Below are 16054 nucleotides of genomic sequence, written 5' to 3' on the forward strand. Positions count from 1 at the left end.
GAGGCTGACATGGCAGAATATCTGGCGCCCGGCGTCTTTATCGAGGAAATCGAGCGTGGTCCCCGCCCCATAGAGGGCGTCGCGACCAGCACCTCCGCCTTTCTGGGCGAGACGGAGCGCGGGCGGACCAAGCCCCGGCTCGTCACCAGCTTCAACGACTATCGCCGGCATTTCGGTTCGGTCTTCGCGGACGGCAAATATATGCCCGACGCGGTGTCTGGCTTCTTCGAAAATGGCGGCCGACGCGCCTTCATCTGCCGTATCGTCGGTCCCGACGCGACCGTCTCCACGCGGACCGCGGGCGGGCTGCAGATCGACGCGATCGGTCCCGGCTCCTGGGGCGACCGGGTGTTCGTGAAGATCGTGGAGAGCAGCACCAAGAAGGGCGACACGCCGATCGGCTTCCGCCTGCAGGTCGCCTATTGGCAGACGCCCTCGCCCGACGGCAATTACTCCGATCCGTTCGACCGCACCCAGCCGCCGCGCCTGCCGCTGCCCACGCTCGCGGAGGATTTCGACAATCTCGTCTGGGACGACCGCACCTCGCCCGATTATTTCGAGAAACGGCTTCAGGACAACAGCGCGCTCGTCACCGTCACCGCGCCGGCGCCGCTCACCACGCTGCCTTCCGCCGGCTTCGACAAGCTGACCGGCGGCGCGGACGCCAGCGCCGCGCCCGGCGTCAACCAGTTCAAGGGCGAGGACGCCGACAGCAATCTGCGCACCGGCCTCTCGGCGCTCGACCTCGACGATTATCGCGAGGTCGCGTTGGTGCAGGCGCCCGCCGCGCCCGACGACGTCGTCGCCGCCGTCATCGCCCATTGCGAAAAGAGCCAGTTCCGCTTCGCCGTCGTCGACACCGCCAAGAATATGGGCGACCCCAATTCGGTCGATCCGCGCAGCAAGTGGGACACGCAATACGCCGCCTTTTATTATCCGTGGATCTGGGTGTCGGATCTGCAGAGCGGCCAGCGCAAGCTCGTCCCCCCCGGCGGCCACACGCTCGGCCTCTACGCCCGCACGGACACCGACCGCGGCGTGTGGAAGGCGCCCGCCAACGACACGCTGCGCGGCGTCTTCGACCTTGAATATCTGGTCGACGACAATGTGCAGGAGGTGCTGAACCCACGCGGGGTCAACGCCATCCGCCGCTTTCCCGGCCGCGGCATCCGCGTCTGGGGCGCGCGCACGCTCTCGTCCAACTCGCTGTGGAAATATGTCAGCGTCCGGCGCCTGTTCATCTTCCTCGAGCGTTCGATCTACGAGGGCACGCAATGGGTGGTGTTCGAGCCGAATGACGAACGCCTGTGGGAGCGGGTGAAGGACACCATCCGCCTATTCCTGCGCACCCAGTGGCGCGCCGGCGCGCTGATGGGCGTGACGGAGGAGCAGGCCTTCACCATCGCCTGCGACCGCTCGACGATGACGCAGGACGACATCCTGAACGGCCGCCTGATCTGCGAGATCGGCATCGCGCCCGTGCGCCCCGCCGAATTCGTGATCTTCCGCATCTTCCAGAACACCGCCGAAGCCCAGAGCTGACCGGCGCGCAAGGAGACGCAGCATGGCACGCAACGACCCGATCCGGAACATGCGCTTCCGGGTGGAGATCGACCAGATCACCCAGGCCTATTTCAGCGAGGTGATGATCGGCGAGACCACCAACGAGGCCATCGACTATCGCGAGGGCATCGACCCCACCCATGTCCGCAAGCTGCCGGGCCTGACCAAGTACGGCAACATCACCCTCAAATGGGGCGTCACGGACTCGCAGGAACTCTACGAGTGGCACAAGAAGATCGCCGGCGGCGGCATCAAGGAAGGCCGCAAATCCGTGAAGATCATCGTCATCGACGAATCCGGCGCGGACAAGGCGAGCTTCCTCGTCTCGGAGGCCTGGCCCACCAAATACGATCCCAGCGACCTCAACGCCAAGGGCAATGAGGTGTTCATCGAGCTTCTCGAGCTGGTGAACGAAGGCATCGAGCGGACCCGCTGACGGCCGCGAGAGGAGAGCAGACATGGACCGCATATCCGCCGCCGGCTTCCGCACCGAAGTCGAGTTCACTTTGCCCAAGGGCTATATCGACGAGACCGGCCTTCTCCACAAGCGCGGCGTCATGCGCCTCGCCACGGCGGCGGACGAGATCCTGCCGCTGCGCGATCCGCGCGTGCAGTCGAACCCGGCCTATCTCACCGTCATCATCCTCGCGCGCGTCATCACCCGGCTCGGTAATATGCCGCATGTCGACACCGGGCTGATCGAGGGGCTGTTCGCCTGCGACATCGAATATCTGCGTCAGCTCTACGAGGACATCAATTCGGCCGAGGAACCGGACGGCGTCCCCGTCGCGGCCGCCGCAGCATCCTCCAATGGCCGCACGGTCGGCGGGATGCCCGTGCTGGGGGAAGCCTGATGGCCTACCCCGTGGCCGAACTTTACGGGGAAATGGCGTTCATCGCCGCGCATTTCCACTGGAGCAGCGAGACGCTGATGACCATGGAGCATGGCGAGCGCCGCCGCTGGTGCCGGGAGATTTCCGGCATCAACCGCCGTCTCGGCGGCGCGCCCGACGATCCGTTCGCGGGGCTGTAGGCGATGGCGCTGCACGATCCCTATGCGGGCTTCCGCTTCACGGTTCTGGTGGACCAGATCGTCAAGGGCGGCTTCACCAAGGTACGCGGCCTGACCCGCGAGACGAAGGTGGAGAGCTTCCGCGAGGGCGGCGTCAACGACCATGAGCACAAGTTCGCCTCGCTCACCAGCTATGGCAATCTGGTGCTGGAGCGCGGCCTCGCCGACCCCTTTCTCTACATCTGGCATCAGGCGGTGGTGGAGGGCGTCATCAAGCGCGCGGTCATCACCGTCACGCTCAAGGATCCGCAGGGCAAGGACGCCTGGAGCTGGAACATCCTGAACGCCTATCCGGTCAAATGGTCGGTGGCGGACTTCGACGCCAATTCGGGGCAGGTCGCGGCGGAATCGGTGGAGTTCGCCCATCATGGTTATCTGCTTCGGCCCGGCCTCGGCAGTCTGACGAGCGCCTTTTGATGACGCCGCGCCCGCCCCTCGGCCTCGTCCGCCCGCTGCCCCCGGTCATGCCCCTGCCGGACGGCCGCGCTGCGCCCCAGCCGCGCCGGGGCATCGTGCTTCGCTGGCGCCGCATCGCCCGCCATCGCGCAGAGCGGACGGCGCCGGTCGCCGTGACGCAAAGCTGGCGGATCGCGATCCACCTCCATTGCCGCACCCATGTCCACGCCGCGCCGATCCCGTCCACGCCCGCGCCGGATCGCATCCAGCCGACGCCCGCATCGCCCGTCGCCACCGTCCGCCTGCACTGGCTACGCACGCCGGACCTTCGCTTCCCGGCAGCCACCTTCACCACGCCCGCTCCACACGGCGCCCGGACGACCCCGGCGCCCGACGCGGCCGCGCCGCACGCCCGGCCCCGGCGAGCCGCACCGCGTCTCCCCTCGCCCGCTGCGATCCTCTGGCGCCCGGCCGTAGAGGCCCACGCCCCGAACAGTTGCACGACCCTGCGCCTCGCCACGCTGACGCACCGCACCGAACGGCGCTCCGTGGCCACCGCCGCGACCCTCATTCATCGTGAGAAGCGCCGCCGCATCGTCGCCGTCCTGCCGCAGCCCCACCTCGCCACGTCCCAGCCTGCCCCGTCCGCTCCCGCACGGCGCGCGCGCCTCGCTCTGCCCTACGCCGCCCCGACCATGCGCCCGCTCGCGCCGCCCCCGGCCGCCATGCCGCAACAGCCCACCCGTCCGACCCAGGCAAGCCCCGCCCAGCCCCGCGCCCCGCTCCGCCTCGTCCACCGCGCTCATGCGCCCGCCGAACGCCCCCGCGTCACCGCCGGCCGCCGGGCGAGCGCAGACCTCATCTGGGCCGATCCGAAATCTGGTGGCGCGCTCCCCGGCTTCGGAACCGCCTTCCAGCCCGCCTTCTCGCCTGCGACCGCCTCCGCCCCGCTCGCGCCGCCGCACGCGCCTGCCTTCGCGCCGCCCCCGTCCGCGCCGCCGCCCGACGTCGACCGCCTCGTCACGGAGGTGATGCGCCGCATCGAACGCCATGGCCGCACCGAAAAGCTGAGAAGGGGTCTGTAGATGTTCGGAAGATCCCTTGAAAAAGCCTATATAGAGGTGCTGGCGGGCGTTCGGCAGGGAGCGCGCATCAAGGTGCTTTTCAACCCCGCCGAATACAGCCTCGAACGCGCCAACGCCTATAAGGCGACCGCCCTTCCCGGCCTTGGCAGCCCGCTCATCCAGTTCGTCAACGGCGACGCCGCTACCCTGTCGATGGACCTGTTTCTCGACGACTGGACCGATCCCAACGGCCCGCCCAGCGACATTCCGCTCCTCGGCGGCGCCGACGGGGCCAAGAGCATCAAGGACCGCATCGACGAGATCATCGCGCTGCTCGACATCGACCGGACGCTGCACGCGCCGCCGCCGGTGCGCTTCGTCTGGGGGCCGCTGCGCTTCGAGGCGGTGATCGAGAAGATCGGCCGCAAGACCAGCCTGTTCCGTCCGGACGGCACGCCGGCGCGCGCTTCGCTCTCGATTTCCTTCAAGGAATTTCGCGCCGCCTTCGACATCCGCCTGGAATCGCCGGACAAGACCAAGCGTCGCCAGATCGACGTGTCCGAATCCATCTGGACCATCGCCGACAAGGAATTTGGCGATCCGCGCCGCTGGCGCGTCATAGCCGCCGCCAGCGACGTGGACGATCCGCGATCGCTGCGCCCGGGCGACTGGCTGCGCGTCCCCCCGCTGGAGGTGAGCAATGCTCTTAACCGAACGCAATAGCGCCCCCGGCGACTTCTACGTCCCCGGCGCGTCGATCTGCATCGGCATGGACGGCGCGAACATGCGGGAACGCTATGGCCTGCATTTCACGCAGGTGGAGGTGGACCTGCAAGTGAGCGTGCAGGGCACCTTCCGCTTCACCATCCCGCGCGCCTTCGACAATGAACGCAGCGACTTCTTCACCCCCTCGGGCGATCCGCTGATGCCGCTCATCAAGCTGGGCGCGCGGGTCTGGATCCGCATGGGCTATGGCGATCTGCGCGCTACGACGCCGCTCATCTCCGGCTACATCACCGCCGTCTCCACCGGCTTCGCGGAGGGCGGCGCGCCCGACATAGAGGTGACGGGCATGGACGCCACCTTCGTGATGACGCTGGGCACAAGCGAGCATCGGCTGGAAAACCGCACGGTGCAGGACGCGGTGCAGGAGGTCGCGCAGAAGAACGGCCTCTCGCTCGACTTCTCCGGCAATGCGCCCGCCAACATCACGCTCGACTCCAACCTCCAGTCGGACCTCGACTTCCTGCGCAAGGTGGTGGAGATCTTCTCCAAGTCGGGCGCGAAATGGGAGTTTTTCGCACGCTCCTCCTTTGGGCGGGACATGCTCGTGGTCCGGCCGCGTACCGAACTGAAGCATCCGCTGCTCACCCTCGTCTGGGGCGGCGACCTCATCAGCTTCAAGCCGGAGATCAACCTCGGCAATCAGGTCCAGAGCGTGAAGGTCTATGGCTGGGACGAGGTGAAGAAGAAGGAGATCATCGGGACGGCGCCCACCGCGTCGGGTCCGAAAAGCGAACCCTCCGGCGGCGACATCCTGCGCAGCGCCTTCGGCCGCGACGCGGTGCTGGAGCTGCGCCTGCCGGTGAAGACCCAGCAGGAGGCGGACCAGCGCGCCGCCGCCGCCTTCGCCAACCGCTCCAACGATCTGCTGAAGGGCGAAGGGGAGACGTTCGGCCGGCCCGACCTGCTGCCCGACAGCTGCATCGAACTGACCGGCATCGGCCAGCAATTCTCGACCTGCTATTATGTCGCCAAGACCGTGCACCGCTACGACACCTCGGGCTATCGCACGCGCTTCTCCGTCGAAAGGCCGGTCGCATGAGCGCGCTCGCCTTCGAGACAGAGGTGAACCGCGAGGTCGGCGGCGCGGTCGCCGGCGTCGCGGTCGCCACCGTCACCGCCAATGACGATCCACAGGGGCTTGGCCGGGTGAAGCTGAGCTTCCCGTGGCGCGACAAGAGCTTCACCTCGGACTGGGTGCGCGTCCTCGCCCCCATGGGCGGCAAGGATCGCGGCGCCTATTTCCTGCCCGAAGTGGGGGATGAGGTGCTCGTCGCCTTCGACCGCGACGACATCCGCTACCCCTATGTGCTGGGCGCGCTGTGGAGCGACGCGGACAAGCCGCCCGAGGCCAATTCGAGCAAGAAGAACGACATTCGCGTCATCAAGTCGCGCAAGGGTCATATGCTGCGCTTCGACGACGCTGACGCGAAGGGCGTCATCACCATCCAGCTGAGCGACGGCAAGAAGATCGAGGTGGATGACGACGGCATCCGCATCACCGACAAGAGCAACAGCATCACCATCGACACCAAGGGCGGATCGATCAGCGTCAGCGCGCAGACCTCGCTGTCGCTCAAGGCTCCGCAGATCAGCATCGAGGCGTCCGGCACGCTCGACCTCAAGGGCGGGTCGAGCCTCAGCGCGTCCGCCGGCGTGGTGAGGATAAACTGATGGCGAGGATAAACTGATGGGCCAGCCCGCAGCCCGCGTCGGCGACACCACCGGCCATGGCACGCCGCTCGGCCCCGGCCCCGGCGCGCCCACGGTGCTGATCGCCGGCATGCCCGCCTGGCGCGCGGCGGCGGACGTGCATGTCTGCCCGCTGGTCGATGGGGTGAAGCCGCATGTCGGCGGCGTGGTGGCGAAGGGGAGCGCGACCGTACTGATCGCCGGGCTGCCGGCGGCGCGGCAGGGCGACATGATCGTGGAGGCGGGCGCGCCCAATCCCATCGCCATCGGCGCCCCAACCGTGCTGATCGGAGGATGAGGATGGACCGGCAGGGACAACGCGACTTCCTCGGCGTCGGCTGGCGCTTCCCGGTGGCGACCGACCCCGCCACGGGCGACATCGCGCTGTCCGCTTATGCGCGCGACCTCAAGGAGGCGATCCGCATCATCCTCCTGACCGCGCCCGGCGAGCGCGTCATGCGGCCCCGCTTCGGCTGCGGGATACATGATCTGGTGTTCGAGGAGATGAGCACCACCGTGCTGTTCGCGGTGGAGGCGGCCGTGCGCGACGCGCTCACCGTCTATGAACCGCGCATCGACCTCATCAGCGTCGCGGTGGACCCGATCGGCGCGCTCGACGGCGTGCTGCTGATCGCCATCGACTATCGCGTCCGGCGCACCAACCAGACCGACAATCTCGTCTATCCCTTCTACTTCAAGGAGAGCGGAGCGCCATGACGCCGAAGCTCGACGGACGCTCGCAGGCGGACATCGCGCAGCAGCTGCTGCGCGACGCCGCCGCGCTCCTTGGCCCCAATGGCCAGCCGGTGGAGCCGGGCCGCATCGGCGGCGCGATCATCGCCAGCGCCGCGCGCCTGTTCGAGGAGGTGACGCGCCGCCTCGACCGCGCGCCGGACAAGCAGGCGGACAATTTCTACACCGCCATGGGCCTCGGCCGCGACCCTGCGCAGCCGGCCGGCGTCCCGGTCGCCATCGCGCTTTCGGACAATGCGCCGGACGGTCTGGTCGCGGAGGCCGGCACGAAGCTGACCGCCGATGTCGGCGGCGATCCGGCGATCTTCGAGACGCAGGCCGGGATCGCCCTCGCGCGCGGCAAGGTGACGGCGCTGACCGCCGCCGATCTGACCGGGGACCGCATCTTCCTCGCGGCCGGCGCGGTCGTCACGCCCGTCCTGCCCCGCCCCGTCGCCGTCTCCCGCTTCGTGCGCAGCGCCGCCGGCGCGGGCGCGACGATGCTCCAGATCGACCCGGCGCAGGGTCTCGCTCCCGGCATGACCCTGCGTTTCGGTTCCGATCCGGCCTCGCCCGAATATGACGTCACAAAGGTCGAGAACGACGTCGTCACCATCACCCCCGCGCTGGAGGCTGCGGTGGCCGAACACGCGCCCGTCACCGAAGTCGCCAGCTTCGCGCCCTTCGCGCCCGGCGCCCGCGATCGCCAGTCGCACAGCCTCTATCTCAGCCACCCGACCCTGCTCGACGTCCCCGCCGCGCTCACCATCAGCGTCGGCGGCGTCGCCAGCACGCAGACGATCGACTGGCGCTGGTTCGGCCGCAAGGCCACCGATCCCGAAGGATCCGCGCCCGACTGGCAGGATTTCGACAAATCCGAATTTGTGGCCGGCGCGTGGCGCCTCACCAAGGCGAAGGGCAAGCCGGAGAAGACCGACGTCAACGCGCGCAATGGCCTCTGGCTGCGCGGCCGCCTCACCTCCCTTCCCGCCCGGACCGAAAGCGTCGGCCAGATCACCCTGGCGGTCGCGAGCGAGGTCTGCAAAGTCGATCATCACGACCGCTGCGAGGCAGCGAAGGTCGACGCGATCGACTATGAGGCGGTCGCCGTCACCACGCCGGTCGTGCCCAACAAGCCTTATTATCCCTTCGGCCGCGAACCCCGGCTGTTCGACGCCTTCTACATCGGCTGCGCGGAGGCGTTCGGCAAGGCGGGGGCGGAGGCGAGCCTGTGCTTCACCATCGGCGGCGCCTCGCTCGGCGCGCTCACCGCGGTGTTCGCCGGCCGCAGCGCGCTCGTCTTCGGGGTGGGCACCGACCGCCAGCTCTACCTCGCCCGCTTCACGCCCTATCGTCCCAGCTTCGCACCGATGCCCGGGCCGAAGCTCGCCGGCCAACCCGTCTTCCTCGCCTCGCAGGCCCCGCTCTCCGCCAGCGCGACCTTCGACGGCATGGTCCGCCTCGCAGTCGCGGGCGACGGCGCGATCCATGTCGCCGAATTTCCCTTCGCCGGCCCCTTCACCGACGGCCTCATCCCATGGCGCAGCCTCGCGCTGGAGGAGGCCGACGCCGCCAAGCCGGTCCGCGCCCTGTTCGTCAGCACGGACGACGCGGGCAGCGTCCACGCCCTGGTCGGCGACCGCATCCTCATCTGGACGCGTGGGCCACGGGGCGAACTGACCGCGCGGCCGCCGATCCCGAACGCCGTCGACCTCCTCCCGCTTCAGGGACCGGGAGCAGACGCCGCCCTCCTCATCAGCGCGGCGAAGGACGGCTCCTTGACCGTGGAGGCCAAGATCGCCTCCGTCACGGCGCTCCACCCGCTCGGCTCGCTCGAAGCCAATGCGCTCCCCAGCCTCCAGCGCGCCGCCTGGGCCTCGCAGAGCGACCTGACGCGGGCGGAGATCGTCGTCGCCGGCTATGAGAAGCGCACCGACGCCAGCACGCATCTCGCCGTCCGCCGCATCGACGCCGAAGCGCCCGCATCGCGGCCGACCGTGGACGACAGCGACGCCCCGCCGCTGCCGATCTCCTTCGAGGCCGGCATAGGGACGCTGCCCACCATCCTCATCGCCGATGCGGAGCCGATCCGCTTCCTCGCGCGCGGAAGCCGATACACCCGCGCCGGCGGCGTCACCGGCATCGGCGCCAGCGCGAACGGCCAGCGCCGCTTTCTCGACGCGGGCTGGACGGTCGTGCAGGACGCCGATCAGGGCCTTCTCTACCGCAGTAGCCCGGCCGGCGGCCTGCTCGCCGTCGATCGCTTCCACGGGGTCAAGCGCACCGCCGTCGCCCCCGCGGACATCCCGATCGGCGCGACATGGTTCATCGCGGCCAATGGCGCCAATGGCGAAGGCTTCGTCCTCGCCGTCAGCGCCGGCGGAAACGCCCTGCTCCTGCCCCTCATCGGCGACATCAGCCCCCCCACTTCGCAGGGCCGCCTGCGCGGCCGCTTCCTTGCGCCCACGAACGTCACCGGCTCGATCAGGCAAGTCGCCGGAACCATCAGCCTCGCCGTCATGACGGGCCAGGCCTCCGATGTCGAACGGTCCGTCATCCTCGCGCTGGCGAACGCCAACCACCAGCCGCTCGGCCTGTGGGCGCTCGATTACACCGCCGCCAATGGCTGGACGCTTCCGCAAGGCTCGCCGGTCCTGCCCGCCACCGCAACCGACTTCACCCTTCTGCGCTACGCCCCGAACGACAGCCTCGCGACCATCCCCGCGCTCGACTATTTCGCGCCCGACAGCACTGACCTTCTGCGTCTCGACGCCCGTCTCGCCGCCGGCCCGCTCAGCACCTATTATGGCGACCGGCCCGTCACCGCGATCGAACTATTCGACGGCGTCTCCGCCATCGCCATCGACCATGACGAGGTCGCCGGCGCGCTCATCACCCTCGCCTTGCCGCAGACCGCATGGTCCACGCTCGGCCCCGACGAACCGGCCAATCCCGCCTTGTCGTGGGAATATTGGAACGGCTCCTCCTGGTGGGCGCTCGACAGCGCGGCCTCGGATTTTCTCGACCGCACCGGCAATCTGCTGGTCGACGGCGGCGTCTATTTCCGCGTCCCCGCCGACCTTCAGGAGACGGAAGTGGGCGGGCGCAAGAACCGCTGGATCCGTGCCCGGCTGGTCGGCGGCGATTATGGCGAGGCGCGCGTCAGCGTGCACACGGTCGGCCCGCCCGACGACCAGACCCAGACGATCACCCGCGATCTCAGCGCGATCCGCGCGCCTTATGTGGTACGCCTGCGCATCGGCTATTGCGCGAGCGCCCCTACCCCGCCAGACGTCGTGCTGACCGCCGACAATCTGGATGCGCTGGACCAGAGTGAGGCGAACAAGCAGGGCCTTCCCGTCCGCATTTTCCAGACCGTGGCGGATGCGCTCGCCCCCGCGCCGCAACCGGTCGAAACGGATGCGGTCATCGCGGACTGCTGCCGCCCGACGCCCCCGCCTTCTCCGGAACCGGATCCCGAACCGCCCTGTGCCTGCGAGGCCGAAGACGCGGCGGCCGCGCCCGTCGCCGCGCGCACGATCCTGATCGGCTTCGACCAGCCCGTGCGCGGCTCGCCCTTGTCACTCTATGTCGACGCGGTCCCGGTCAGCGGCGACTGGACGGTGACGGCGGAGGTCTATCGCAAAGGCCGCTTCACCCCCGCCCTCGTCATTACAGACAGCAGCAGCGGCCTCGGCGAAAGCGGCGTCATCGCCATTGAGATGCTGGAGCCGCCCGACCGCGCGCAGCTGCTCGGGGCCAGCGCCTGCTGGTTGCGCCTCTCGCCGGTCCCTGATGATGCGGAAAACTGGTCGCCCCGGCTGCGCGGCGTCTATCTGAACGGCGTCATGGCCGCCTCGGTCGAAACCCGGTCGATGGAGACGATCGGCACGTCGGACGGCTCGCCCGACCAGAGCTTCCGCCTGTTCGCCGATCCGGTGGACGGCGCCAGCCTCGACCTCTGGTTGTCCGAACAGGTCGGCGAAGACGAAGGCGCCGCCCTCGGCGCGGAAGCCGCCATTTCCGGCATGCCCGGCCCCTGGGTTCGGTGGACGCAGGTCCGCGAATTTCCGTCCGAAGATCAGGATGCGCCCGCGCGCTTCTATGCCGTGGACGAACAAAGCGGCCTCGTCAGCTTCGGCAATGGCCGCAACGCGCTGGCACCGCCGATGGGCAGCGCGATCCTCGCGCGCAGCTATCGCCATGTCACCGGAACGGCGGCCAACGCCGTGGCGCCGGGCGACAAGCTGCAACCCATCTCGCCCATCGCCGGTGTGGATCAGGTGATCGCGCTCGACGGCGCGCAGGGCGGAACCGATGTCGAGGCGCCGGAGCAGGCCCGCGCCCGCGCGCCCATCAAACTGCTGAACGGCGGCCGCATCGTCACGCTAGGCGATGTCGAAAATTACGTCCGCGCCCGCTTCCCCACCGTGGCGCAGGCCAGCGCCGCCCCGTGGCGCGGCGCCAGCCGCCTCGTCGTGGTCGGCCGGGGCGACGTGCTCATCCCGCCGCCCGCCGCGCTGAAGGCGGTCGCCGCGCGGCTGCACGGCGTCGCCAGCTTCGGCCTCCTCGCTCCCGGACGGCTCGTCATCGCGCCGCCGCGCCTGCTCAACGCCAGCATCGACCTCAGCGTCGATGTCGACCCGGGCGTCGATTATTCGGGCGTGGAGCAGGACGCCAAGAGCGCGCTCGCCGCCTTCTTCCATCCCGAAACCGGCGGCCATGCCGGGCAGGGCTGGCCGGTCGGCGCGGCGCCCACGGCTGCGGACGTCGCCGCCGCGCTGGCGGACCTTCGCGACCGCGCGGTCATCAGCGCCATCGTCGTCGCCCGCGCCGACACCCGCGCACCGCTGCCCGATCTGCTGCCCGCCGATGTGCTCGTCCTCGTCGCGCGCGCCGCCGTGACCGTCCACCAGTTTGGGGAGGCCGGCGCATGATCCCGCTCACCACCAATCTTGACGATACCGATTTCGACCGGCTGATGGCGGCCGCGCGCAGCCGCCTGCCCGCGCTCGCGCCGGAATGGACCGACTATAACATCCACGATCCGGGCATCATGCTCATCGAACTGCTGGCCTGGCTGGTCGACACCCAGATCTATTCGGTCGCGCGCGACCGGCTCGACGAACGCCTCGCCATGACCCGATTGCTGGACGCCCCGCCCCGCGGCGCCATCCCCGCCAGCGGCGTCGTCTATCCCGTGGAGGCGCCCACCGCCGCGCAGGCCATAGACGCCGGCATGGTCCTCCTGCCCCGGACCAGCTCGGTTCAGCGCGTCGAGACGACGCAGGCCATCACCCTCCTGCCCCACGCCATCTCGCGCATCGCCACCGTCGCGCCGGATGGCCGCGCAATCGACCAGACGCAGATCAACGATCGCGCCCGCGCCGGCTTCTCGCCCTTTGGCGACGCCAATGACGGCGCGCTGCGCATCAGCCTGACCGGCCCCACACTTCCCGCCGGCGCGGCCGTCCGCCTGTCGCTGGGCTTCGAGGTGGAGGGCGCGCCGCCATTCCAGCCGACGCTTGACCTGGGGACGCTCAGCGTCACCGACGCGGCGGGCGCCCCGATCGCCGTCGCGCTGGACGGCACGGCGGGCCTCCAGCGCAGCGGCGCGCTGATCCTCAGCCTGCCCGCCGGCGCGGTCCCGCCCGCGATCATCCTGCGCCCGTCCCAGCATTATGTGCTGACCCCGCGCCTCATCCGCGTGGCGCTCAACGCGCTGCCCGTCGAACAACGCGCCACGATCGCGCTGCCGGTGCGGGACGGGAACAACCGCCCCGGCCAGACCATAGAGATCGATCCCTCCACGCTCTTTCCGGCGGACGAGCATGGCGACGGCCCGATCTGGCGACTCATCGACGCGCCTGTGGTCGAAAGCCTTGATACGGTTCCCCGCGCGGCATGGAACAATGGCCCGCTCGATCCCGCCGGCCCCGCCGACCTCCGCTTCGCTTATGAGGAACGGACGGACGGCGCACTCATCCGCATCCGCTTCGGCAATGGCGTCAACGGGCGCAAACCGGCGCTCGGCGAACCGCTCGGCGTGACGCTCCGCCTCACCTGCGGCGATGGCGGCATGGCCCGCCAGCCGGTCGACTGGGTGCTGGACGGCGCGCGCACGCTCTGGCGCAACCGGGAGGCGATCGGCGGCGGCGCGGACGCGCAGACGGTCGAGGACGCGCTGGCCGGCATCCGCGCCATGCTGGATGACGGCCGCCTGCTCGCCACATCGGCTCAGCTCGCAGAGGCCGCCCTCACCCTCGGCACAGCATTGGGCGTCGCCCGCGCGACCGTCGAGGAAGGCTGGCAGCGCGGCCGGACATCGCCCGCCATCGCCGCCACCCGCACGCTCATCGTCGGCCACCGGCTGCCGGGGCGGGAGACGCCGGACTGGCTCGCCCGCATCGCCGCCGCGCTGCGCCCCCGCATCGCCATCGGCGAACGGCTGCTCGTCGTCGCGCCGGTCTACCGCTCCTTCACCTTTACCATAGCCGCCGGCCTTGCGCCGGGGCAGGACGGGGCGGCCGTCAAGGCCGCCGTCGCGCAGATGATCGCGGATCGCTTCGCCCTGGGCGACGCGCGCTGGCCGCTCGGTCGCGATGTGGAGGCCGCCGCCATCGCCGGCTGGGTCCGCCGGATCGGCGGCGTGGCCGCGCCGGTCATGGTGCGAATCATCACCGATGACGGCCTTGTCGAGCGTCTCCCGGTCGGTCGCGGCGAACTGCCCCGGCTGAGCGCGCCCGCCGCCATCAGCATCGCGGGCGCGGCATGAGCAGCGACGGCCTCACCTATCGCTTCGAAACCGCGACGCAGCAGGCGCTCTGCCTCGTCATGGCCGCGCCGGAACGCCATGATCTGGGCCGCGTTGATGGAGAGGTCGTCGCGACCTTGTCCGGCGCCGTCAGCGCCTTCCTGATGGCGCTCGGCGGCCGGCCTGTCTGGATCGACGCGGACGGCGCCCTGCGCGCCGACGCCTGCGCCGGAACGCGGGTCGGCTCCGTGCGCCGCATGGTGGGGGGCAAGCGCGCCCTCTGGCTCCTCTCCGATGCTGCAATGTTTCATTTCGATAATGAAACATTGCAGCTCATGGAGATGCTGGACGCCAACGGCGCCGCCGACATCGCCATCGGTGCCGACGGCGTCTGGCTGCTCCTGTCCGATGGTCTTCTGCGCATCGGCCGCAAGCCGCTCCGCCGTCCCCTGCCTGCCGGCGGCGCCATCGACCGCATCGCCATTCATGGCGACAGCCTCGCTTTGCTCGACCGCGCGGCAAACCGCCTCATCCTGCAACGGCCGGACAGGCCCGATTTCGCGCTCGATCTCGCGCCCCTGCTCGGCGTCGGCGAACCCGCCTTCCTCGCCCACGACATCCAGCCCGCCCCGGCCGGCTTCCTTCTTGGCGGCGACTGGGACGGCGTGCCCGGCTATCTCATGCTCGACGCCAATGGCGAACCGGGGGCATGGGGCCTGTTCGACGCCGCGCCCACCGCCTTCGCCGCGCAGGGCGACGCGCTCTATGCGGTCTATCAGGACGGCTCCGTCGCCAGCCTGCTGCGTTTCCCCGGCGCGGCCGCGCTCGGCGGCCAGCTCTGGCTGACGCCCGCGCTGGAGAGCGACACGCTGGCGGGCGACTGGCTGCAGGCCAGCATCGCCGCAACCCTACCCGAGGGCGCGACGCTGTCGCTGCGATGGGCCGCCAGCCGCGACGCCGCGCTGCGCCTCTCGGCCGACGCCCTGTTGGATGACGACAGCCTCCTCCTCGGCCAGCGCGCGCGCATCCTCGGCAACCTGTTGGATTGGTCGCCGGTCACCCGAACCTTCTCTGGATGCGCGCATAGCGCGCATAAGCCCGCCCCCCATAGCTTCCCCCTCACCGGCGCGAACGGCAGTTTCCTCTGGCTGGAAGTCCGCCTCGACCGCAACAACGCCGCCAGCGCGCCCATCCTCCACAGCCTCGTGGTCAGCCATGATCAGCCCGGCCTGATGCAATGGCTCCCCGCGGTCTACTCCACGCCGCAGGGCGATCTCGACGGAACCCTCGGCCGTCTCGTCGGCCTGTTCCAGGCGGTCGGCGGGGAACTGGACGACGCCATCGACGCGCTCGCCCTCCTGTTCGATCCGAAGGCCGCGTCCGCCGCCTGGCTCCCCCGTCTCGCGGGTCTCCTCGACCTGCCCTTTGACGAGACGCTGCCCGAAGCGGCGCAGCGCGCCATCATCGCCGCCGCCCCGCATCTGCTGCTACAGCGCGGCGCCCGCACGGCGATCCTGACGCTGCTCGCGGCCACGCTCGACGACCGCCCCTATCGCGTCATCGACCGCACCGGCGAATTCGCTCCCGTAACCCTCAGCGGCTCAGCGCTGCCCGGCTTCCTCGCCGGCCCCTCCGCCGCCAGCCCGCAATTGAACGCCCGCCTGATCCTCGGCCGCACTCCGCTTGGCTGCCCCGGCGCGCCGAGCGTCAGCCGGGCGCCGGAGCTGTTCGTGGAGATCCCCGCCACCCCCGCCGAAACCCGCCGCTACCGCAAGGCGATCGAGGCGATGCTCGCCAGCCTCGTCCCCGCTGGCGTCCGCCTTCGGACCCGCTGGACCGCGCTGGCGGCGGCGACGGGCGCGGACATCCTCGCCGTCCTCGACGACGGCCGCCCCATCATTCTCGGCGACGCCCGTCCGCTCGGGATCGCGCCGCTCGGCGGCGACGACAGCCTGATCGGCGGCGCGGGCTCGTCCATCCCGGTGACATTGCCATGAT

Annotated in this window: 14 protein-coding genes; all 14 read left to right on the plus strand. The window is 69.9% G+C overall.

Annotated features, from left to right (window positions below):
• The first annotated feature begins 9 nt into the window (after positions 1–9).
• From ACI6S0_RS13845 to ACI6S0_RS13910, 14 genes are read left to right on the plus strand one after another with little or no spacing between them, the layout of a single operon-like run.
• Complete coding sequence (locus tag ACI6S0_RS13845; RefSeq protein WP_434403388.1) at positions 10–1542, plus strand: phage tail sheath family protein; 1533 nt, start codon at positions 10–12, stop codon at positions 1540–1542.
• A gap of 22 nt (positions 1543–1564) precedes the next feature.
• Positions 1565–1999 (plus strand): phage tail protein, encoded by a 435-nt coding sequence (locus tag ACI6S0_RS13850; RefSeq protein ID WP_434403389.1) that lies wholly within the window; start codon positions 1565–1567, stop codon positions 1997–1999.
• Positions 2000–2021: 22 nt separating this feature from the next.
• A complete protein-coding gene (locus ACI6S0_RS13855; protein WP_017498957.1) occupies positions 2022–2417 on the plus strand; it encodes a hypothetical protein in 396 nt (131 codons plus the stop codon).
• Entirely contained in the window at positions 2417–2596 is a 180-nt protein-coding gene (locus ACI6S0_RS13860) for a DUF6760 family protein (RefSeq protein ID WP_017498956.1), read from the plus strand. Before ACI6S0_RS13855 ends, ACI6S0_RS13860 begins: the two co-directional genes overlap by 1 nt.
• A 3-nt stretch (positions 2597–2599) precedes the next feature.
• Positions 2600–3052 (plus strand): phage tail protein, encoded by a 453-nt coding sequence (locus ACI6S0_RS13865; RefSeq protein ID WP_434403390.1) that lies wholly within the window; start codon positions 2600–2602, stop codon positions 3050–3052.
• Complete coding sequence (locus ACI6S0_RS13870; RefSeq protein WP_434403391.1) at positions 3052–4116, plus strand: hypothetical protein; 1065 nt, start codon at positions 3052–3054, stop codon at positions 4114–4116. The genes ACI6S0_RS13865 and ACI6S0_RS13870 overlap by 1 nt, the downstream gene beginning before the upstream one ends.
• Positions 4117–4818, plus strand: a complete 702-nt coding sequence (locus ACI6S0_RS13875) for a CIS tube protein (protein ID WP_017498954.1) — start codon at positions 4117–4119, stop codon at positions 4816–4818.
• On the plus strand, positions 4796–5920 hold the full coding sequence (locus ACI6S0_RS13880) for a phage late control D family protein (RefSeq protein ID WP_434403392.1): 1125 nt from the start codon (positions 4796–4798) through the stop codon (positions 5918–5920). The genes ACI6S0_RS13875 and ACI6S0_RS13880 overlap by 23 nt, the downstream gene beginning before the upstream one ends.
• Entirely contained in the window at positions 5917–6552 is a 636-nt protein-coding gene (locus ACI6S0_RS13885; protein WP_434403393.1) for a phage baseplate assembly protein V, read from the plus strand. The genes ACI6S0_RS13880 and ACI6S0_RS13885 overlap by 4 nt, the downstream gene beginning before the upstream one ends.
• A 16-nt stretch (positions 6553–6568) precedes the next feature.
• Positions 6569–6868, plus strand: a complete 300-nt coding sequence (locus ACI6S0_RS13890) for a PAAR domain-containing protein (protein WP_434403394.1) — start codon at positions 6569–6571, stop codon at positions 6866–6868.
• Positions 6869–6870: 2 nt separating this feature from the next.
• Complete coding sequence (locus ACI6S0_RS13895; protein ID WP_434403395.1) at positions 6871–7287, plus strand: GPW/gp25 family protein; 417 nt, start codon at positions 6871–6873, stop codon at positions 7285–7287.
• Positions 7284–12239 carry a baseplate J/gp47 family protein gene (locus tag ACI6S0_RS13900; RefSeq protein WP_434403396.1) on the plus strand — a complete coding sequence of 1652 codons (4956 nt, stop codon included), beginning with the start codon at positions 7284–7286 and terminating at the stop codon, positions 12237–12239. Before ACI6S0_RS13895 ends, ACI6S0_RS13900 begins: the two co-directional genes overlap by 4 nt.
• Positions 12236–14077 (plus strand): hypothetical protein, encoded by a 1842-nt coding sequence (locus ACI6S0_RS13905; protein WP_434403397.1) that lies wholly within the window; start codon positions 12236–12238, stop codon positions 14075–14077. The genes ACI6S0_RS13900 and ACI6S0_RS13905 overlap by 4 nt, the downstream gene beginning before the upstream one ends.
• A complete protein-coding gene (locus ACI6S0_RS13910) occupies positions 14074–16053 on the plus strand; it encodes a phage tail protein (RefSeq protein ID WP_434403398.1) in 1980 nt (659 codons plus the stop codon). Before ACI6S0_RS13905 ends, ACI6S0_RS13910 begins: the two co-directional genes overlap by 4 nt.
• Position 16054: the final 1 nt, after the last annotated feature.

It is taken from the genome of Sphingobium sp. DN12, assembly GCF_051058005.1.
In the GTDB taxonomy this organism is placed as follows: Bacteria; Pseudomonadota; Alphaproteobacteria; order Sphingomonadales; family Sphingomonadaceae; genus Sphingobium; species Sphingobium yanoikuyae.